This window comes from Pseudomonas sp. Marseille-QA0332, from assembly GCF_054950175.1.
In genome coordinates this window covers 2915485-2933938 of record NZ_CM143106.1, presented here as the reverse complement: position 1 = coordinate 2933938, position 18454 = coordinate 2915485, and the positions used below count along the sequence as shown (strand labels likewise).

17 protein-coding genes are annotated in these 18454 nt (G+C 64.6%); 15 read left to right on the top strand and 2 right to left on the bottom strand.

Features of this window, described 5'->3' with window-relative positions; all coding sequences use genetic code 11:
- The first annotated feature begins 113 nt into the window (after positions 1 to 113).
- Complete coding sequence (gene motA / locus ACY8GK_RS13640) at positions 114 to 965, top strand: flagellar motor stator protein MotA (protein ID WP_196175981.1); 852 nt, start codon at positions 114 to 116, stop codon at positions 963 to 965.
- Between the two features lie 3 nt (positions 966 to 968).
- On the top strand, positions 969 to 1997 hold the full coding sequence (gene motB / locus ACY8GK_RS13635) for a flagellar motor protein MotB (RefSeq protein ID WP_196175982.1): 1029 nt from the start codon (positions 969 to 971) through the stop codon (positions 1995 to 1997).
- A gap of 45 nt (positions 1998 to 2042) precedes the next feature.
- Here the strand turns inward: motB and rsgA are convergent, their stop codons facing one another.
- Positions 2043 to 3074: a small ribosomal subunit biogenesis GTPase RsgA gene (gene rsgA / locus ACY8GK_RS13630; protein WP_462401446.1), complete on the bottom strand. Its 1032-nt coding sequence runs from the start codon at positions 3072 to 3074 to the stop codon at positions 2043 to 2045.
- A 134-nt stretch (positions 3075 to 3208) separates the two neighbouring features.
- On the opposite strand from rsgA, the gene orn reads away from it, so the two are divergent.
- A complete protein-coding gene (gene orn / locus ACY8GK_RS13625; protein ID WP_196175986.1) occupies positions 3209 to 3751 on the top strand; it encodes an oligoribonuclease in 543 nt (180 codons plus the stop codon).
- Between the two features lie 124 nt (positions 3752 to 3875).
- Positions 3876 to 4487 (top strand): trimeric intracellular cation channel family protein, encoded by a 612-nt coding sequence (locus ACY8GK_RS13620; protein WP_196175988.1) that lies wholly within the window; start codon positions 3876 to 3878, stop codon positions 4485 to 4487.
- 133 nt (positions 4488 to 4620) lie between these two features.
- Here ACY8GK_RS13620 and queG read toward each other — a convergent pair whose 3' ends face one another.
- The gene (gene queG / locus ACY8GK_RS13615; RefSeq protein WP_462403023.1) at positions 4621 to 5682 is read right to left on the bottom strand and encodes a tRNA epoxyqueuosine(34) reductase QueG; all 1062 of its coding nucleotides are present in this window, start codon (positions 5680 to 5682) and stop codon (positions 4621 to 4623) included.
- Positions 5683 to 5750: 68 nt separating this feature from the next.
- On the opposite strand from queG, the gene ACY8GK_RS13610 reads away from it, so the two are divergent.
- The 11 genes from ACY8GK_RS13610 to ACY8GK_RS13560 all read left to right on the top strand — a co-directional run bounded on the left by ACY8GK_RS13610 (position 5751) and on the right by ACY8GK_RS13560 (position 18017).
- Positions 5751 to 6611 (top strand): NAD(P)H-hydrate dehydratase, encoded by an 861-nt coding sequence (locus ACY8GK_RS13610; RefSeq protein ID WP_196175991.1) that lies wholly within the window; start codon positions 5751 to 5753, stop codon positions 6609 to 6611.
- Complete coding sequence (tsaE, locus tag ACY8GK_RS13605; RefSeq protein ID WP_196175993.1) at positions 6599 to 7072, top strand: tRNA (adenosine(37)-N6)-threonylcarbamoyltransferase complex ATPase subunit type 1 TsaE; 474 nt, start codon at positions 6599 to 6601, stop codon at positions 7070 to 7072. The genes ACY8GK_RS13610 and tsaE overlap by 13 nt, the downstream gene beginning before the upstream one ends.
- On the top strand, positions 7072 to 8514 hold the full coding sequence (locus ACY8GK_RS13600) for an N-acetylmuramoyl-L-alanine amidase (RefSeq protein ID WP_230375519.1): 1443 nt from the start codon (positions 7072 to 7074) through the stop codon (positions 8512 to 8514). Before tsaE ends, ACY8GK_RS13600 begins: the two co-directional genes overlap by 1 nt.
- Positions 8514 to 10430: a DNA mismatch repair endonuclease MutL gene (gene mutL / locus ACY8GK_RS13595; RefSeq protein WP_462401445.1), complete on the top strand. Its 1917-nt coding sequence runs from the start codon at positions 8514 to 8516 to the stop codon at positions 10428 to 10430. The genes ACY8GK_RS13600 and mutL overlap by 1 nt, the downstream gene beginning before the upstream one ends.
- Positions 10430 to 11389 (top strand): tRNA (adenosine(37)-N6)-dimethylallyltransferase MiaA, encoded by a 960-nt coding sequence (gene miaA / locus ACY8GK_RS13590; protein ID WP_462401444.1) that lies wholly within the window; start codon positions 10430 to 10432, stop codon positions 11387 to 11389. Before mutL ends, miaA begins: the two co-directional genes overlap by 1 nt.
- A gap of 92 nt (positions 11390 to 11481) precedes the next feature.
- On the top strand, positions 11482 to 11742 hold the full coding sequence (gene hfq / locus ACY8GK_RS13585; RefSeq protein ID WP_196176002.1) for an RNA chaperone Hfq: 261 nt from the start codon (positions 11482 to 11484) through the stop codon (positions 11740 to 11742).
- A 12-nt stretch (positions 11743 to 11754) separates the two neighbouring features.
- Positions 11755 to 13056 (top strand): ribosome rescue GTPase HflX, encoded by a 1302-nt coding sequence (gene hflX, locus ACY8GK_RS13580; protein WP_462401443.1) that lies wholly within the window; start codon positions 11755 to 11757, stop codon positions 13054 to 13056.
- Positions 13057 to 13152: 96 nt separating this feature from the next.
- Positions 13153 to 14331 (top strand): FtsH protease activity modulator HflK, encoded by a 1179-nt coding sequence (gene hflK / locus ACY8GK_RS13575; RefSeq protein ID WP_196176006.1) that lies wholly within the window; start codon positions 13153 to 13155, stop codon positions 14329 to 14331.
- Positions 14331 to 15200, top strand: coding sequence for a protease modulator HflC (gene hflC / locus ACY8GK_RS13570; RefSeq protein WP_196176008.1), 870 nt, complete (start codon positions 14331 to 14333; stop codon positions 15198 to 15200). Before hflK ends, hflC begins: the two co-directional genes overlap by 1 nt.
- Before the next feature lie 279 nt (positions 15201 to 15479).
- The gene (locus tag ACY8GK_RS13565) at positions 15480 to 16667 is read left to right on the top strand and encodes an ATP phosphoribosyltransferase regulatory subunit (RefSeq protein WP_462401442.1); all 1188 of its coding nucleotides are present in this window, start codon (positions 15480 to 15482) and stop codon (positions 16665 to 16667) included.
- Positions 16668 to 16724: 57 nt separating this feature from the next.
- The gene (locus tag ACY8GK_RS13560) at positions 16725 to 18017 is read left to right on the top strand and encodes an adenylosuccinate synthase (RefSeq protein WP_196176012.1); all 1293 of its coding nucleotides are present in this window, start codon (positions 16725 to 16727) and stop codon (positions 18015 to 18017) included.
- The last annotated feature ends 437 nt before the right edge of the window (positions 18018 to 18454 follow it).

Genomic DNA, 18454 nt, shown 5'->3' with positions numbered 1-18454 from the left:
AGCTCGAACTGGCTTTTCGATTTGACCGGCTTTAGTCTGGCGCGGTTCTGCCGATAAGGAGATGAGCGTCTTCAAGCTCCCGACCCAGACCCCGACAGCAAGTGTTTTGAACCATGGCAAAAATTATCGGCATCATCGTCGTATTCGCGAGCGTGCTCGGCGGCTACGTGCTTTCCCACGGCAAGATCGCGGCCCTGATCCAGCCGTTCGAGGTCCTCATCATCGGGGGCGCTGCCTTTGGCGCGTTCCTCCAGGCCAACCCTGGCTACATGACCATGCATGTGATCAAGAAGTCGATCAAGATGTTCGGCTCGCGCTTTACCCACACCTTCTACCTCGAAGTGCTTGGCCTGGTCTATGAAATCCTCAACAAGAGCCGCCGCGAAGGCATGATGGCCGTCGAGGCGGACATCGAGGACCCGGCCGCCAGTCCGATCTTCGCCAAGTACCCGGCCGTGCTGGCGGACGAGCGCATGACCGCCTACATCTGCGACTACCTGCGCATCATGTCCACCGGCAACATGGCGCCGCACGAACTCGAAGGGCTGTTCGACATGGAACTGCTGAGCATGAAGGAAGAGCTCGAGCATCCCTCCCATGCGGTCACCGGCATCGCCGACGGCATGCCTGGCTTCGGTATCGTCGCGGCGGTGTTGGGCATCGTGGTCACCATGGCCTCGCTGGGCGACGGCGACCAGGCCTCGATCGGCCTGCACGTAGGCGCGGCACTGGTCGGCACCTTCTTCGGCATTCTCGCCGCCTATGGTTTCTTCGGCCCGCTGGCTACCTGCCTGGCCCACGATGCCAAGGAAGAAGTGAACCTGTACGAGGCGATCAAGGCCTCGCTGGTGGCCTCGGCTTCGGGCATGCCACCGTCGCTGGCCGTCGAGTTCGGACGCAAGGTGCTCTATCCCAAGCATCGTCCGAGTTTCTCCGAGCTGGAACAAGCCGTTCGCGGTCGTTGAGTCATGGAAAACAATCAGCCGATTATCATCAAGCGCGTCAAGCGCTTTGGCGGCGGTCACCATGGCGGCGCCTGGAAGATCGCCTTCGCCGACTTCGCCACGGCGATGATGGCGTTCTTCCTAGTGCTCTGGCTGCTCTCGACGGCCACGCCCGAACAGAAGATCGCCATCGCCGGTTACTTCAAGGATCCGATCGGCTTCTCGGAAAGCGGCACGCCCTATGTCATCGACCTAGGTGGCTCGCCACAGTTGTCGCCGGAGAAGACCATCAACCCCGAGCAGCAGGCCGAGCCCAGTCGCGAGAACAGTGTCCAGCTCGACAAGGAGCAGGTCGAAAGCCTTGCCGAACAGGTCGAGCGCGAGCGTCTGGAGCTGTTGCTGCAAGAGTTGCAGAACAAGGTCGAGGAGAACCCCGAGCTCCAGAAGTTCAAGGACCAGATCCTCTTCGAGATCACCCAGGACGGCCTGCGCATCCAGATCATGGATGCCGAGAATCGCCCCATGTTCGCCTTGGGCAGCGCGCGTTTGCAGCCTTATTTCGAAGATATCCTGCTGGCCATGGCCGATACCATCAAGGCGGTGCCGAACAAGATCAGCATCAGCGGCCATACCGATGCCAAGGCCTATGCCGGCAGCGGCGAGTTCGGCAACTGGGAGCTTTCCTCCAACCGGGCCAATGCGGCACGGCGCGCACTGGTGGCCGGCGGCTATCCGGACGAGCAGGTGGCGCGGGTGGTCGGCTATGCCTCGTCCTCGCTGTTCGACCGCAAGGATCCGTTCAATCCGGTCAACCGACGGATCGACATCATCGTCCTGACCAAGAAGGCCCAGCGTGACATCGAAGGGGAGCAGGGCGCGCCGGCCCAGCCCGATGCCACGACCCCGCCAGCCGGTGCCGCTCCCGCCGATGCCACGCCGAAGGCTCCAGCCGACAGCCAAGGCGCCCAGGCACCGATGCAGCCGCGGGAACTGAGGCAGAAGCTGAACATCTTCGAGCAAGGCACGCTGAAGCTGGACGAGCCCCGCGAGTGATGTCCTGCCAGGCCGCACTGCTTCGCGCGACCTGGCAGGGGCCTGTCAGTACTCGTCTTCAGGCAGGCTGGCGATGATCGACCGGTAGCTGTTCATCCGCTGCGGTCGAATCCGACCGCCCTCCAGCGCGCCCAGCAGGGCGCAGCCCGGTTCCCGGTCATGCTTGCAGTCGCGGAAGCGACATTTGCCCAGCAGCTCGCGAAACTCGATGAAGCCTGCCTCGACATCGTCGCGGCTGACATGCATCAGGCCGAATTCGCGGATGCCTGGGGAGTCGATCAGGTCGCCGCCATTGGGGAAGTGGTAGAGCCGCGCCGTGGTGGTGGTGTGAGTACCTTGTCCGGACCACTCGGACAGGTCGCCGACCTTGGTTCGCGCCGCGGGGAGCAGGCTGTTGACGAGGGAGGACTTGCCCACGCCCGACTGGCCGACGAATACGCTGGTGCAGCCGTCGAGTGCCTGTTGCAAGCGCTGCATGCCATCGCCATGGTGGGCCGACACCTCCAGCAAGGGGTAGCCCAGCTCACGGTAGACCGATAGCAAGGTCTCGAGCGCTTCGGCGTTCTGCTCGTTCACCAGGTCGGCCTTGTTGAGCAGCAACAAGGGCTGGATCCCGGCATGTTCGGCGGCCACCAGGTAGCGATCGATCAGGTTGGCCTGGGGCTCGGGGGCGGGCGCGAAGACGATCACGATCCGATCCACGTTGGCCGCGACCGGCTTGAGCTGGCCATGGTTGTTGGGCCGGCACAGCTCGGTGCTGCGCGGCATCTGCGCGACGATGACGCCGATGCCCTGGTTGCCGGCGCGCCATACGACCCGGTCACCCGTGACCAGGGCCGGCAGGTTGGCGCGCAGGTGACAGCGGAAGATTTCGCCGGCCGACTCGCCGTCGCTGGCCTCGACATCGACCTGGACGCCAAAGTGCGCGATCACCAGGCCCAACTGTTCAGGGCCCAGGTCGCCGCCCTCGAGCTCCTGCAGTACCTGCTGTTCCCGTTTGGCGGCGCGCGCGGCGCGCTCACCCTGGATTTTTTCGATACGCCAGTTCTGGCGACGATTGAGCTGGCGTTTGGCCATGTATGTTCCGTGTAGGCGGGCAGAGGAAAACGGTTGGCAGTCTAGCACGCCGCGCTTGCGACAAATCCTGCCGGATCGCAGGCCCGAACCACCTGCAACTGGGCTACCATGGTGGCCTAGTCGAGGAGCTCACCATGCACAACCCACAGAACCTGATCTGGATCGATCTGGAAATGACCGGCCTGGACCCGGATACCGACGTCATCATCGAGATGGCCACCATCGTCACCGACAGCGAGCTCAACACCTTGGCCGAAGGCCCGGTGATCGCCATCCATCATGGCGACGAAGTGCTGGCGCGGATGGACGAATGGAATACCCGCACCCACGGCGCCTCGGGGCTGACCCAGCGGGTGCGCGACAGCCGCATCGACATGGCCGAGGCCGAGGCACAGACGCTGGCGTTTCTGGAACGATGGGTGCCAAAGGGCAAGTCGCCGATCTGCGGCAACAGCATTTGCCAGGATCGCCGCTTCCTCTACCGGCACATGCCGACCCTGGAAGGCTACTTTCATTATCGCAACCTGGACGTTTCGACGCTCAAGGAGCTGGCGGCGCGCTGGGCACCGCAGGTTCGCGACAGCTTCAAGAAGGGCAACGCCCACCTGGCCCTGGACGATATCCGCGAGTCGATCGCCGAGCTGCGCCATTATCGCGAGCATTTCATCAAGGTTTGAGCTACAAGCTGCAAGCTGTACTCGGTGATTTTGCAGGCGTGCTTGGCAGACCCCTCAACGCGATAAGCTTGCGGCTTGCGGCCGGGCAGGTAGACTGCGCGCCTTTGCTGCCGGGAGCCATGCCATGCTGTTGCTGCTGTATCTGATCGCCATTACCGCCGAAGCCATGACCGGTGCCTTGTCGGCGGGGCGCCGGGGTATGGACTGGTTCGGCGTGGTGCTGATCGCCTGCATCACCGCCCTGGGGGGCGGCTCGGTGCGTGACGTGCTGCTTGGACACTATCCGCTGACATGGGTCAAACATCCCGAATACCTGGTCCTGACCAGTTGCGCGGCCTTGTTCACCATCTTCATCGCGCCCCTGATGAAACACCTGCGCTCGCTGTTCCTGGTGCTCGATGCACTGGGGCTGGTGGCCTTCACCCTGATTGGCTGCATGACCGCGCTGGAAATGGGCCAGGGCATGCTGGTGGCTTCGATCAGCGGGGTGATCACCGGCGTGTTCGGCGGCATCCTGCGGGATATCTTCTGCAACGACATTCCGCTGGTGTTCCGTCGCGAACTGTATGCCAGCGTGTCCTTCGCCGCCGCCTGGTTCTACCTGGGTTGCGTCTACTTCAAGGTGCCGGCCGAGCAGTCCATGCTGCTGACCCTGTTCGGCGGTTTCCTGATGCGCTTGCTGGCCATCCGTTTCCATTGGGAAATGCCCAAGTTCCACTACAACGACCAGCCCTGAGCATCCTCCCGCCTCCCGCCTCCCGCCTCCCGCCTCCCGCCTCCAGCCGCAAGCTGCAAGCCGATCGCGACGACTTTACAGGCGTGCTCGACAGAGGCTTCGCCGCGATCGGCTCGCAGCTTGCAGCTCAGTGCTAGGGTTCGTGCTGGGCGAGGGCCCAGGCCACATGCTCGCGCACCAGCGCTGAGGGATGGTCGCGCCTGGCGCGCAGCGCTTCGAGTACCGGGATGGTCGAGGGGGCATTGCCCAGGCCGACGGCGAGGTTGCGCAACCAGCGTTCATGGCCGGCGCGGCGCAGTGGCGAACCTTCGGTGTTGCCGAGGAAGGTCGCTTCGTCCCACAGGAAAAGCGCGGCCAGGTCGGCGTTGTCCAGGCCGTGACGGGGCATGAAGTCATGTTCTGCGGTCGGCCGGGCGAAGCGATTCCACGGGCAGGTGATCTGACAGTCATCGCAGCCGAATACGCGATTGCCGATGAGCGGGCGAAGCTCGACCGGTATAGAGCCTTTGAATTCGATGGTCAGGTAGGAAATGCAGCGTCGGGCGTCGAGCTGGTAGGGACCGACGAACGCCTGGGTCGGGCAGATGTCCAGGCAGGCCTGGCAGCGTCCGCAATGTTCCGAAGCCTGGGCGTCATCCAGTGGCAACGGCAGGTCGACGAACAGTTCGGCCAGGAAGAAGTAGCTGCCGGCCTTGCGGTTGAGCAGCAAGGTATTCTTGCCGATCCAGCCCAGCCCGGCCTGTTGGGCAAGCGCCTTTTCCAGTACCGGCGCGCTGTCGACGAAGGCGCGGAAGCCGAACGGGCCGATGACCTGCTCGATACGCTCGGCCAGCTGCTGCACGCGCTTGCGTACCAGCTTGTGGTAGTCGCGGCCCAGTGCGTAGCGCGAAACGTAGGCCTTCTCCGGCTGGGCCAGACGACGAGCCATCTGCGTGTCGCCTGGCAAGTAGTCCATGCGCAGCGAAATCACGCGCAAGGTACCGGGTACCAGCTCGTCAGGATGCGAGCGCTTGCTGCCATGTGCGCCCATGTACTCCATTTCGCCGTGGTGGCCGGCGTCAAGCCAGCGTTGCAGGTGCTGCTCATGCTCGCCAAGGTCCGTTCCGGCGATGCCGACATGGGAAAAGCCGAGCGCCCGGCCCCAGTCCTTGATCGACAGGGTCAGGTCGGCGAGATCGAGAGTTTGCGCGGACATTGGGATGAACAAAGGCATTACCAGCTCAGGTGCGTATAATTCTGCCAGACATCGGAGCCTTTGACCTCATGCCCCAGACCAAACACATCGATGCCAGCCCCAGGCGGCTGGACAGTGACCATCTCGTGGGCCTGGCGCCGCGCCCGGCCCAGGCTCACAAGGGCGACTTCGGCCACGTGCTGGTGGTCGGCGGCGACCTGGGCACCGGCGGCTCGGTGCTGCTCAGTGCCGAGGCCGCCTTGCGCTGCGGTGCCGGCCTGGTCAGCGTCGCCACTCGCCCCGAGCATGTCGGCGCCGGCCTGACCCGGCTGCCGGAAACCATGTGCCTGGGCGTAAGCTCCGCCAACCAGCTGATGGGCGTGCTGGAGCGCGCTTCGGTGCTGGTGGTCGGTCCGGGCCTGGGCCAGGCCGCCTGGGGGCGCAGCCTGCTGTCGGTGGCGGCTGACGCGCAGGTGCCGCAGGTATGGGACGCCGACGCGCTCAACCTGTTGGCACGCATGCCGCTGGCGATGCCCGGTGGCAGTATCCTGACGCCTCATCCCGGCGAGGCGGCGCGGCTGCTGGGCATCTCGATCGAGGCGGTCCAGGCCGATCGCCCTGGCACGGCGCGCAAGCTGGCCCGCAGGCACGCCAGCATCTGCGTGCTGAAAGGGGCCGGAACGCTGGTGGCCGATCCACGGGGGCAGCTGGCGCTGTGCGAGCGTGGTCACCCGGCGATGGCCGGTGCTGGCCTGGGCGATGTGCTCACTGGTGTACTGGGGGCGTTCCTGGCGCAGGGGCTCGATGCCTGGTCGGCGGCGTGCCTGGGCGTCTGGCTGCATGCCTGTGCCGGTGAGCGCCTGGGCGTGAAGGGGCGTGGCCTGGCGGCCAGCGACCTGGTTCCGGTGATTCGAGAACTATTGGAGGAGCATTCAGCGTGTCAGGCATAACCTTGTATCTGGCCGACGAGCCGGCCACCGTCGCGTTCGGTGCGCGTCTGGCCGCGATCACTGGCGGCCATGGCGTGATCTTCCTGGAGGGCGACCTCGGCGCCGGCAAGACCACGCTTTCGCGCGGGCTGATCCGTGGTCTGGGGCATCAGGGGCCGGTGAAGAGCCCGACCTTCACCGTGGTAGAACCTTACGAGATCGGCGAGGTCCGTGCTTATCACTTCGACCTGTATCGACTGGTCGATCCGGAGGAGCTGGAATTCATGGGCATCCGCGATTATTTCGAAGGTGATCCGCTGTGCGTGTTCGAATGGCCAGACAAGGGCGAGGGCGTTTTGCCAAAGCCTGACCTGACCATTACCATAAGCCCGCAAACGGGCGGGCGCTCGCTTGCCTTGTCGCCGCAGGGTGCCCGCGGCGAAGCCTGGTGCGCGGCGCTTGCCGCCGAATTCAAACAGTAATGGGGAAAGGTATGCGCATACGCGCACTGGTCACGCTGGTTGGGCTGCTGCTGACGACGGTGACCTTGGACGCGCTGGCTCTCACTCAGGTCAAGAGCGTGCGTCTGTGGCGAGCGCCGGACAACACGCGCCTGGTGTTCGATCTCTCCGGTCCGGTCCAGCACAGCGTCTTCACCCTGAGCGCGCCCGATCGCCTGGTCATCGACATCAACGGCGCGAGCTTGGGCGCGCCGTTGAACGTGCCCACCTCCAATACGCCGATCACCAGCCTGCGCTCGGCACAGCGCACGCCGAACGACCTGCGCGTGGTGGTCGACCTGAAGAAGGCAGTGACGCCCAAGAGCTTCACCCTGGCTCCCAATGCCCAGTATGGCAATCGCCTGGTCGTCGACCTCTACGATGAAGAGGCAGACGCCATTGCCGCCAGCAGCCCCGCTCCGGCACCGACCCCTGTCGCGACGTCGGCAAGCACCCCGGCGCTCCCGGTGACTCCGGCGCAGCCAGCGGCCAAGCTGCCACCAGCGCCAAGCGGCAAGCGGGACATCGTCATCGCCATCGATGCCGGACACGGCGGCGAGGACCCTGGCGCCTCTGGCGCACGCGGGCAGCACGAAAAGGACATCGTCCTGCAGATCGCCAAGGAACTGCAGCGCCAGATCAATTCCGAAAAGGGCTATCGCGCCGAGCTGACGCGTACCGGCGACTATTTCATCCCGCTGCGCAAGCGCACCGAAATCGCTCGCAAGAAGGGTGCCGACCTGTTCATTTCCATTCATGCCGACGCCGCGCCTTCCAGGGCGGCCTTCGGCGCTTCGGTGTTCGCCCTGTCCGATCGCGGCGCAACTTCCGAGACCGCGCGCTGGCTGGCCGACAGCGAGAACCGTTCCGACCTGATCGGCGGTGCCGGCAACGTCAGCCTGGACGACAAGGACCGCATGCTCGCCGGTGTGCTGCTCGACCTGTCGATGACCGCGACCTTGAGTTCCAGCCTGAACGTCGGGCAGAAGGTGCTCGGCAACCTGGGCCGCATCACCCCGCTGCACAAGCAGCGGGTCGAGCAGGCCGGCTTCATGGTGCTGAAGTCGCCGGACATCCCGTCGATCCTGGTGGAGACTGGCTTCATCTCCAATGCCAACGAGGCCAGCAAGCTCGCGACCCGTAGCCACCAGCAGGCCCTGGCGCGCTCGATTCATACCGGTGTGCGCCAGTTCTTCCAACAGAACCCGCCACCGGGCACCTATATCGCCTGGCTGCGTGACAGCGGCAAGATCGCCCAGGGCCCGCGCGAACATACGGTCCGACCAGGGGAAACCCTGGCCATGCTCGCCGTGCGCTACCAGGTCAGCGTCGCCAGCCTGCGCAGTGCCAACAACCTCAAGAGCGAGGCGCTCAAGGTCGGCCAGCAGCTGGCCATTCCCAATACCACCCTGGCGTCGCAATGATGAGCGAGAAGGCCCGTATCCAGCTGCTCAGCCCGCGGCTGGCCAACCAGATCGCCGCCGGCGAGGTGGTCGAGCGTCCGGCTTCGGTGATCAAGGAGCTGCTCGAGAACAGTCTCGACTCCGGCGCCCGGCGCATCGACGTGGAGGTCGAGCAGGGCGGCGTCAAGTTGCTGCGCGTGCGTGACGACGGCAGCGGGATCCCTGCCGACGACCTGCCCCTGGCGCTGGCTCGGCATGCCACCAGCAAGATCCGTGAACTGCAAGACCTCGAAGGCGTGCTGAGCCTGGGCTTTCGGGGCGAGGCCCTGGCTTCGATCAGCTCGGTCGCGCGTCTGACCCTGACGTCGCGTACTGCCAGCGCCAGCGAGGCCTGGCAGGTGGAAACCGAGGGTCGGGACATGACGCCGCGGGTGCAGCCGGCGGCCCATCCGGTGGGCACTTCGGTCGAGGTGCGCGACCTGTTCTTCAATACCCCGGCCCGACGCAAGTTCCTCAAGAGCGAGAAAACCGAGTTCGATCACCTGCAGGAGGTGATTCGTCGGCTGGCGCTGGCGCGCTTCGACGTGGCCTTCCATCTGCGGCACAACGGCAAGACCGTGCTTGGCCTGCATGAGGCGGCGGATGAAATGGCGCGGGCGCGGCGGGTCGGCTCGATCTGCGGGCCAGGCTTTCTCGAGCAGGCGCTGCCGATCGAAGTCGAGCGCAACGGCCTGCGCCTGTGGGGCTGGGTAGGGTTGCCCACCTTCTCTCGCAGCCAGGCGGACCTGCAGTACTTCTTCGTCAACGGCCGGACGGTACGTGACAAGCTGGTCGCGCACGCCGTGCGCCAGGCCTATCGCGACGTGCTGTTCAACGGTCGTCATCCGACCTTCGTGCTGTTCCTCGAGCTCGATCCCAGCGGTGTCGATGTCAACGTGCACCCGACCAAGCACGAGGTACGTTTTCGCGAAGGCAGGATGGTCCACGACTTTCTCTACGGCACCCTGCATCGCGCCCTGGCTGACGTCCGTCCGCAGGATCAGGTGGCAGCGCCGGCCGCGATCGAGCAAGCGCCCCGTGCGACCGGCCTGCAGGCTGGCGAGTTCGGGCCGCAGGGCGAGATGCGCTTGTCCGCGTCGCTGCTCGACCAGCCGGCAGGCGCGCCCCGGCAGCCCTATTCGCCAAGTGGCGGGGATGGCAGCGGCAGCAGCGGTAGCGTCGGCCATGGCTACCAGTACACCCCAAAGCCAGCGCCCAGCGTGCCAGCGGCCGAAGCGCGTGCGGTCTACCGCGAGTTCTTCGCACCGCTTACCGGGGCGGCGCCCACGGAGCTGCCCCAGGCGCAGGGCGATATCCCGCCGCTGGGCTATGCCCTGGCTCAGCTCAAGGGCATCTATATCCTCGCCGAGAACGCCACCGGGCTGGTGCTGGTGGACATGCACGCTGCCCACGAACGCATCATGTACGAGCGGTTGAAACTGGCCATGGCCAGCGAAGGCTTGAGCGGCCAGCCTTTGCTGGTGCCCGAGTCCCTGGCGCTGAGCCAGCGCGAGGCCGATTGCGCCGAGGAGCATGCCGAGTGGTTCCGGCGACTGGGCTTCGAGCTGCAGCGGCTGGGGCCGGAAACCCTGGCGATTCGCCAGATCCCGGCACTGCTGAAACAGGCCGAGGCCAACCGCCTGGTGCAGGATGTACTGGCCGACCTGATGGAATACGGCACCAGTGACCGTATTCAGGCGCATCTCAACGAACTGCTCGGCACCATGGCTTGCCATGGCGCGGTGCGTGCCAACCGCCGCCTGGCCATCCTCGAGATGAACGCCTTGCTGCGCGACATGGAGAACACCGAGCGCAGCGGCCAATGCAACCATGGCCGCCCGACCTGGACCCAGATGGGCCTGGACGACCTCGACAAACTCTTCCTGCGCGGCCGATGATGAACGACAAGCCTCCTGCGATATTCCTGATGGGCCCGACCGCGGCCGGCAAGACCGATCTGGCCATCGAGCTGACCAAGGTGCTTCCCTGCGAGCTGATCAGCGTCGACTCGGCACTGGTCTACCGAGGCATGGACATCGGTACCGCCAAACCGTCCCAGGCCGTGCTCGCCGCGCATCCGCACCGGTTGATCGACATTCTCGATCCGGTCGACAGCTATTCGGCGGCCGATTTTCGTCGCGATGCCCTGGCCGCCATGGCCGAGATCACCGCACGCGGGCGCATTCCGCTGCTGGTGGGTGGCACGATGCTGTACTACAAGGCACTGGTCGAGGGCCTGGCCGACATGCCGGCTGCCGATGCACAGGTCCGTGCCGAGCTCGAGGCGCAGGCGCGCGAACTCGGCCTGGCGCAGCTGCACCGACAGCTGGCCGAGGTCGATCCGACATCCGCGGCGCGCATCCATCCCAACGACCCCCAGCGCCTGATCCGTGCCCTGGAAGTGTACCGGGTGAGCGGGCAGAGCATGACCAGCCACCGCGAGCGCCAGCTGGCTCAAGGCCTGAGCAGCGAAGGACCGTTGCCCTACAGCGTCGCCAGCCTGGCGATCGCGCCTGCGGATCGTCACGTGCTGCACGAGCGGATCGCTCTGCGATTTTCACGGATGCTGGAACAGGGCTTCGTCGATGAGGTCCGTATGTTACGAAACAGAAGTGACTTGCACGCAGGTTTGCCGTCTATACGAGCGGTGGGTTATCGACAGGTCTGGGACCATCTCGATGGCAAGCTCACGGCGGTACAGATGCGCGAGCGCGGAATCATCGCCACGCGCCAGCTGGCCAAGCGGCAATTCACCTGGTTACGCAGCTGGTCCGACGTACACTGGCTTGATAGCCTGGCCTGTGACAATCTGTCCCGCACCTTGAAATACCTCGGGGCCATCTCCATATTGAGCTGAGTCCTTGCAAATGCCGTCTATCATTGCGATGGCCGGCAGAAATCTCTGTTTTTTGTTGTTTTCTATTATTGATCCCTACAGGAGTGCGGCATATGTCAAAAGGGCATTCGCTACAAGACCCTTACCTGAACACTTTGAGAAAAGAAAAAGTCCCGGTTTCCATCTACCTGGTCAACGGAATCAAACTGCAAGGTTCGATCGAGTCCTTCGACCAGTTCGTGGTGCTGCTGAAGAACACCGTCAGCCAGATGGTCTACAAGCACGCCATTTCCACTGTCGTCCCCGCTCGCCCTGTTCGCCTGCCAAGCCCGTCAGATTCCGATCACGGCGACGCCGAGCCAGGCAACGCCTGATAGGAGTCTCTCTTGTTCTTTGAGCGCCACGGTGGCGGTGAACGAGCACTTCTCGTTCACTTGGAAGGTCAGAACCCTGAGGCGCGCGAAGACCCGCAGGAGTTCCAGGAACTGGCGTTGTCGGCAGGGGCCGACATCGTCGCGATGTCGAGCATCGCGCGGCATCAGCCCACCGCCAAATACCTGATTGGCAGCGGCAAGGTCGAGGAACTGCGCGACCTGGTCCATGTCGAGCAGGTGGATCTGGTGATCTTCAATCACACCCTCACTCCGAGCCAGGAGCGCAACCTCGAGCGTGTCTTCGAGTGCCGTGTGCTCGATCGTACCGGCCTGATCCTCGACATCTTCGCCCAGCGGGCGCGTACCCATGAAGGCAAGCTGCAGGTGGAACTGGCCCAGCTCGAGCACATGAGCACGCGGCTGGTGCGCGGCTGGACCCACCTCGAGCGCCAGAAAGGCGGTATCGGCCTGCGGGGGCCCGGCGAAACCCAGCTGGAAACCGACCGTCGACTGCTGCGGGTACGCCTGCGGCAGATCAAGGCGCGCCTGGAGAAAGTGCGCAGCCAGCGCGAACAGGCGCGTCGCGGGCGCCGGCGCGCCGATATCCCTTCGGTCTCGCTGGTGGGGTACACCAATGCTGGCAAGTCGACACTGTTCAATGCGCTTACGGCTTCGGACGTATATGCCGCCGACCAGCTGTTCGCCACGCTCGATCCGACCTTGCGTCGCCTGCAGCTCGATGACCTCGGGCCGATCGTGCTTGCCGATACCGTGGGCTTCATCCGCCACCTGCCGCACAAGCTGGTCGAGGCGTTTCGAGCTACGCTCGAAGAGTCGAGCAACTCCGACCTGCTGCTGCATGTGATCGACGCCCATGAGCCCGAGCGCATGGAGCAGATCGAGCAAGTGCTGGCGGTGCTGGACGAGATCGGTGCCGAAGGCTTGCCGATCCTGGAGGTATACAACAAACTCGACCTGCTCGAGGATGTCGAGCCGCAGATCCAGCGCAATGCCGACGGCAAGCCCGAACGGGTTTGGGTCTCGGCGCGTGACGGGCGCGGTCTGGAGCTGGTTGGCCAGGCCATCGCGGAACTGCTGGGGAATGACCTGTTCGTCGGTACCCTGCGCCTGGAACAACGGCTTTCCCGGCTGCGGGCGCAGCTCTTCGAGCTGGGCGCGGTGCAGGAGGAAGAGCACGATGAGGAAGGCAGCAGCCTGCTGAGCGTGCGTCTGCCAAGGGTGGAACTCAATCGTCTGATCAGCCGGGAAGGGCTGGAGCCACAAGCGTTCATTGAGCAACACACTTTGCAATAAATGCCCGACCACGTCGCCGGGCAGCCGTGACAGGCATTCTGTAGCATTGGACGGCGCGCCGTGGGCGCGTCTTTGCTTTATCAGATGGAGAGCGCTATGGCTTGGAACGAGCCGGGTGGCAACTCGAACAATCAGGATCCCTGGGGCGGCCGCCGCGGTGGCGGTGGTGGCGACAAGAAGGGGCCGCCGGATCTCGACGAGGCCTTCCGCAAGCTGCAGGACAGCCTCAACGGCATGTTCGGCAGTGGCAAGAAACGCGGTGGGGGTGACCGGAAAGTCGGCAAGGGCGGTGGCTACGGTCTGCTGGGCATAGGCCTGGCGGTCCTCGCGGCCATCTGGCTGTACAACGCCGTGTACGTGGTGGACGAGCAGGAGCAGGCCGTGGTGCTGCGCCTGGGCAAGTACCACGAGACGGTAGGGCCGGGCCTGAACATCTACTTCCCGCCGATCGATCGCAAGTACCTGGAGAACGTGACTCGCGAACGGGCCTATACCAAGCAGGGGCAGATGCTCACCGAGGACGAGAACATCGTCGAGGTGCCGCTGACCGTGCAGTACAAGATCACCAACCTGCAGGACTTCGTGCTCAACGTCGACCAGCCGGAGATCAGTCTCCAGCACGCGACCGACAGCGCCCTGCGCCATGTAGTGGGCTCCACCTCGATGGACCAGGTGCTGACCGAGGGGCGCGAGCAGATGGCGGTGGATATCCGCGAGCGTCTGCAGCGTTTCCTGGATACCTATCGCACCGGCATCACCGTCACCCAGGTCAACGTGCAGAGCGCGGCAGCCCCGCGCGAGGTGCAGGAAGCCTTCGACGACGTGATCCGTGCCCGCGAGGACGAACAGCGTGCCCGCAATCAGGCCGAATCCTATGCCAACGGCGTGGTGCCGGAGGCCCGTGGCCAGGCGCAGCGGATCATCGAGGACGCCAACGGCTACCGCGACGAAGTCATCGCCCGCGCCAAGGGCGAGGCCGATCGCTTCACCAAGCTGGTCGCCGAATACCGCAAGGCGCCGGATGTAACCCGCCAGCGTCTCTACCTGGAGACCATGCAGGAGGTTTACAGCAATTCGAGCAAGGTCCTGGTGGCGACCAAGGATGGGCAGAACAACCTGCTCTACCTGCCGCTGGACAAGATGGTCGAAGGTAGCCGCAACAACAGCGCAGCGTCGACCGGCAGCGTGTCGCCATCGGTCAACGATGCCGCCGCTCGCGCCGCCGCCGACCTGCAACAGCAACAGCAGTCGCTGCGTTCCAGGGAGAGCCGCTGATGAGCAACAAATCGCTGATCGCCCTGATTGCCGCCGTGGTGCTGGCGATCGTCGCATGGAACAGCTTCTACATCGTGGCCCAGACTGAACGCGCGGTGCTGCTGCAGTTCGGTCGCGTGGTCGAGGCCGATGTCCAGCCCGGCCTGCACGTGAAGGTTCCCTACGTCAACCAGGTGCGCAAGTTCGATGCCCGCCTGATGACCCTCGATGCCCCGACCCAGCGGTTCCTGACCCTGGAGAAGAAGGCAGTGATGGTCGACGCCTATGCCAAGTGGCGGGTCAAGGACGCCGAACGCTTCTATACGGCGACGTCCGGCCTCAAGCAGATCGCCGACGAACGCCTGTCGCGTCGTCTGGAAAGCGGGCTGCGCGACCAGTTCGGCAAGCGCACCCTGCACGAGGTGGTCTCGGGCGAGCGTGATGCATTGATGGCCGACATCACCGCATCGCTCGACCGCATGGCCAACAAGGAGCTGGGGATCGAGGTGATCGATGTGCGGGTCAAGGCCATCGACCTGCCGAAGGAAGTCAACCGCAGCGTGTTCGATCGCATGAGCACCGAGCGTGAGCGCGAGGCCCGCGAGCATCGCGCCAAGGGTAACGAGCTGGCCGAGGGTATCCGCGCCGATGCCGATCGCCAGCGCCGGGTCCTGCTGGCCGAAGCCTATCGCGAAGCCGAGGAAACCCGTGGTGATGGCGACGCCCAGGCGGCTGCCATCTATGCTGCGGCGTATACCCAGGACGCCGACTTCTACGCGTTCTACCGGAGCCTGCAGGCCTACCGCGAAAGCTTCTCCAGCAAGAGCGACGTGCTGGTCCTGGATCCGAAGAACGAATTCTTCCGCTTCCTCGACAAAAGCAGGCCTTGAGTCAAGACGGCGCATGCCGACCCTGCCTGGCAGCGAAAACGCCAGGTGGGGTGCATCCCGAGGAAAAAGGGGTGTATGATGAGTCAGCCGGGAAATTCCCGGCTTTTTTGCGTCTGCAAGGTTCATCGGCCGCTGGGACGGCCCCCGGCGCAAAGTATCCAAGGGTGTTCGCACGGCGGTTGCGCTGGGATCAGTGCTGCCCGCCGTTGGGCGCGGAGACCCGTTCCACTCATGGCTCGCCGGCAGGCAGGCCGCCCGGACCAAAGGGGAAATGGCATAATGGCAACGGTAGACCGCTGGTTGCTGCCAGATGGCATCGAAGAAGTACTGCCACCTGAGGCCGCGCGTATCGAGATCGCGCGTCGGCAGGTGTTGGACCTGTTCCAGAGTTGGGGTTACGAGCTGGTCGTCACGCCGCATATCGAATACCTGGAGTCGCTGCTCACCGGTGCCGGCCAGGACCTCGACCTGCGCACATTCAAGGTGGTCGATCCGCAGTCCGGACGCCTGATGGGTTTCCGTGCCGACTTCACCCCGCAAGTCGCGCGTATCGATGCTCATACCTTGCGTCGCGAAGGCCCGAGCCGCCTGTGCTATGCCGGTAGCGTGCTGCATGCCCAGCCGCGGGCGCTGTCCAGTTCGCGCAGTCCGATCCAGCTGGGGGCGGAGCTGTATGGCGACGCCAGCCCGACCAGCGACGTCGAAGTGATCAGCCTGATGCTGGCGATGCTGCAGTTGGCCGATGTGCCCGACGTGCACATGGACCTAGGGCATGTCGGCATCTATCGCGGTCTGGCCCGTGCCGCCGGCCTGTCCGGTGCGGTCGAGCAGCAGCTGTTCGACGCGCTGCAGCGCAAGGCTATCGATGAGGTCCAGGCGTTGACCGCCGACCTGCCGAAGGACCTGGCCAGCATGCTGCGCGCCTTGAGCGAGCTGTGCGGTGGACGCGAGGTGCTGGCCGAGGCCCGGGTGCGCCTGGGACGTGCCCCGGCTGGCGTGCTCGCGGCGCTGGACGACCTGCTGGCCATCGCCGATCGCCTGGCGGCACGCTTCCCGGACCTGCCGCTGTACTTCGACCTAGGTGAGCTGCGGGGCTATCACTACCACACTGGCGTGGTGTTCGCCGTGTTCGTGCCTGGCGTCGGGCAGTCCATCGCCCAAGGCGGGCGCTACGACGACATCGGCGCCGACTTCGGCCGGGCGCGCCCGGCCACCGGATTTTCCACGGATTTGAAGACCCTGGTCACACTGGGGCGAGCGGAGGTCGTATTGCCTGCCGGCGGCATCTGGACGCCCGATAGCAGCGATGCGGCCCTCTGGCAGATGGTCTGCCAGTTGCGCCACGAGGGCCAGCGCGTGGTCCAGGCCCTGCCTGGCCAGCCGCTGAGTGCTGCCCGCGAGGCGGATTGTGATCGGCAATTGATTCAGCAAGACGGGCGCTGGCAGGTTCTGCCGCTGACCTATTGAGTGCTTCCGTCGGCAGTTGGCCGACAACCAAGTTTGCGTGAATGAGGACAAGTTATCATGGGTAAGAACGTCGTCGTCCTGGGCACCCAGTGGGGTGATGAGGGCAAGGGCAAGATCGTCGACCTGCTGACCGAACATGCTGCCGCCGTGGTGCGCTACCAAGGTGGCCACAACGCTGGCCACACCCTGGTGATCAACGGTGAGAAGACCGTGTTGCACCTGATTCCCTCGGGCATCCTGCGCGAAGGCGTGCAATGCCTGATCGGCAACGGCGTCGTGGTCGCGCCGGATGCCTTGATGCGTGAAATCACCAAGCTGGAGGAGAAGGGCGTACCGGTGCGCGAGCGTCTGCGCATCAGCCCGGCCGCTCCGCTGATCCTGTCCTATCACGTGGCGCTCGATCAGGCCCGTGAGAAGGCGCGTGGCGAAGCCAAGATCGGCACCACCGGCCGTGGCATCGGCCCGGCCTACGAAGACAAGGTCGCTCGTCGCGGCCTGCGTGTCGGCGACCTGTTCCACCGTGAGCGTTTCGCTGCCAAGCTCGGCGAGCTGCTGGACTATCACAACTTCCAGCTGGTCAATTACTACAAGGAACCGGCCATCGACTTCCAGCAGACCCTGGACGAGTGCATGGCCTATGCCGAGCAGCTCAAGCCGATGATGCTGGATGTCACCGCCGAGCTGCACAACCTGCGTCGCGCTGGCAAGGACATCATGTTCGAAGGTGCCCAGGGCTCGCTGCTGGACATCGACCACGGTACCTATCCGTTCGTCACCAGCTCCAATACCACGGCCGGCGGTATCTCCACCGGCTCCGGCGTTGGCCCGATGTACTTGGACTACATCCTTGGCATCACCAAGGCCTACACCACGCGCGTCGGCTCCGGTCCGTTCCCGACTGAGCTGTTCGACGAGACCGGTGCCACCCTCGCCAAGCGTGGCCATGAATTCGGTTCCACCACGGGCCGCGCTCGTCGCTGCGGATGGTTCGACGCCGTCATCCTGCGTCGCGCCATCGACGTCAACAGCATTTCGGGCATCTGCCTGACCAAGCTCGATGTGCTCGACGGCCTGGAAACCATCCGCGTCTGCGTTGGCTACAAGAACGCACAGGGTGCGGTCATCGATGCACCGACCGATGCCGATAGCTACATCGGCCTGGAGCCGGTATACGAGGACATGCCGGGCTGGAGTGAGTCGACCCTGGGCGCCAAGACCCTCGAGGCGCTGCCGGCCGCCGCACGCGCCTACATCAAGCGCATCGAGGAGCTGGTCGGCGCACCGATCGACATCATCTCCACGGGCCCGGACCGCAACGAGACCATCGTTCTGCGTCATCCGTTCGCCTGATCCTCGTTCGCTTGGCAAAAGCCGCGCGCCCGAAAGGGCCGCGGCTTTTTGTCGGTCGCGGAAAAGTCGCCCTTGTGGCCTGTATACCTGCTGCGTACGGCATGACCCTTGCTGTACAAACGTTCTGCAGATGCCATCAAAATAGTGGCGCCAGGAACCCGAGGGCCTTGCCGTGTCAGCCATCCTTTCGTTGTTACGAAGCCGCCTGTTGCGGCCTGTGTTTGTAGCATTGGGTATCGCTTTTGTGGCGCAGGTCCTGGTGGCCCTTGCGCTGACCCGGAGCACGGTCACCGCGCTCGAAGCCGATCTGGGACAGCGCCTGGGAAACGACACGCGCCAGTTGGCCAGTGAGCTCGAGCAGGCCGGGCACGAGGTTCGCTCTGGGCTCGACGGCCTGTCGGCCAGTACTCGTCAACGGCTCGGCAGCGGGCTTTCCA

Coding starts and splice junctions, on each gene's coding strand:
- motA (WP_196175981.1), top strand. CDS start 114: ATGGCAAAAATTATCGGCATCATCGTCGTATTCGCGAGCGTGCTCGGC.
- motB (WP_196175982.1), top strand. CDS start 969: ATGGAAAACAATCAGCCGATTATCATCAAGCGCGTCAAGCGCTTTGGC.
- mutL (WP_462401445.1), top strand. CDS start 8,514: ATGAGCGAGAAGGCCCGTATCCAGCTGCTCAGCCCGCGGCTGGCCAAC.
- orn (WP_196175986.1), top strand. CDS start 3,209: ATGCACAACCCACAGAACCTGATCTGGATCGATCTGGAAATGACCGGC.
- miaA (WP_462401444.1), top strand. CDS start 10,430: ATGAACGACAAGCCTCCTGCGATATTCCTGATGGGCCCGACCGCGGCC.
- ACY8GK_RS13565 (WP_462401442.1), top strand. CDS start 15,480: ATGGCAACGGTAGACCGCTGGTTGCTGCCAGATGGCATCGAAGAAGTA.
- ACY8GK_RS13560 (WP_196176012.1), top strand. CDS start 16,725: ATGGGTAAGAACGTCGTCGTCCTGGGCACCCAGTGGGGTGATGAGGGC.
- queG (WP_462403023.1), bottom strand. CDS start 5,682: ATGTCCGCGCAAACTCTCGATCTCGCCGACCTGACCCTGTCGATCAAG.
- hflK (WP_196176006.1), top strand. CDS start 13,153: ATGGCTTGGAACGAGCCGGGTGGCAACTCGAACAATCAGGATCCCTGG.
- ACY8GK_RS13610 (WP_196175991.1), top strand. CDS start 5,751: ATGCCCCAGACCAAACACATCGATGCCAGCCCCAGGCGGCTGGACAGT.
- hfq (WP_196176002.1), top strand. CDS start 11,482: ATGTCAAAAGGGCATTCGCTACAAGACCCTTACCTGAACACTTTGAGA.
- hflC (WP_196176008.1), top strand. CDS start 14,331: ATGAGCAACAAATCGCTGATCGCCCTGATTGCCGCCGTGGTGCTGGCG.
- ACY8GK_RS13620 (WP_196175988.1), top strand. CDS start 3,876: ATGCTGTTGCTGCTGTATCTGATCGCCATTACCGCCGAAGCCATGACC.
- rsgA (WP_462401446.1), bottom strand. CDS start 3,074: ATGGCCAAACGCCAGCTCAATCGTCGCCAGAACTGGCGTATCGAAAAA.
- ACY8GK_RS13600 (WP_230375519.1), top strand. CDS start 7,072: ATGGGGAAAGGTATGCGCATACGCGCACTGGTCACGCTGGTTGGGCTG.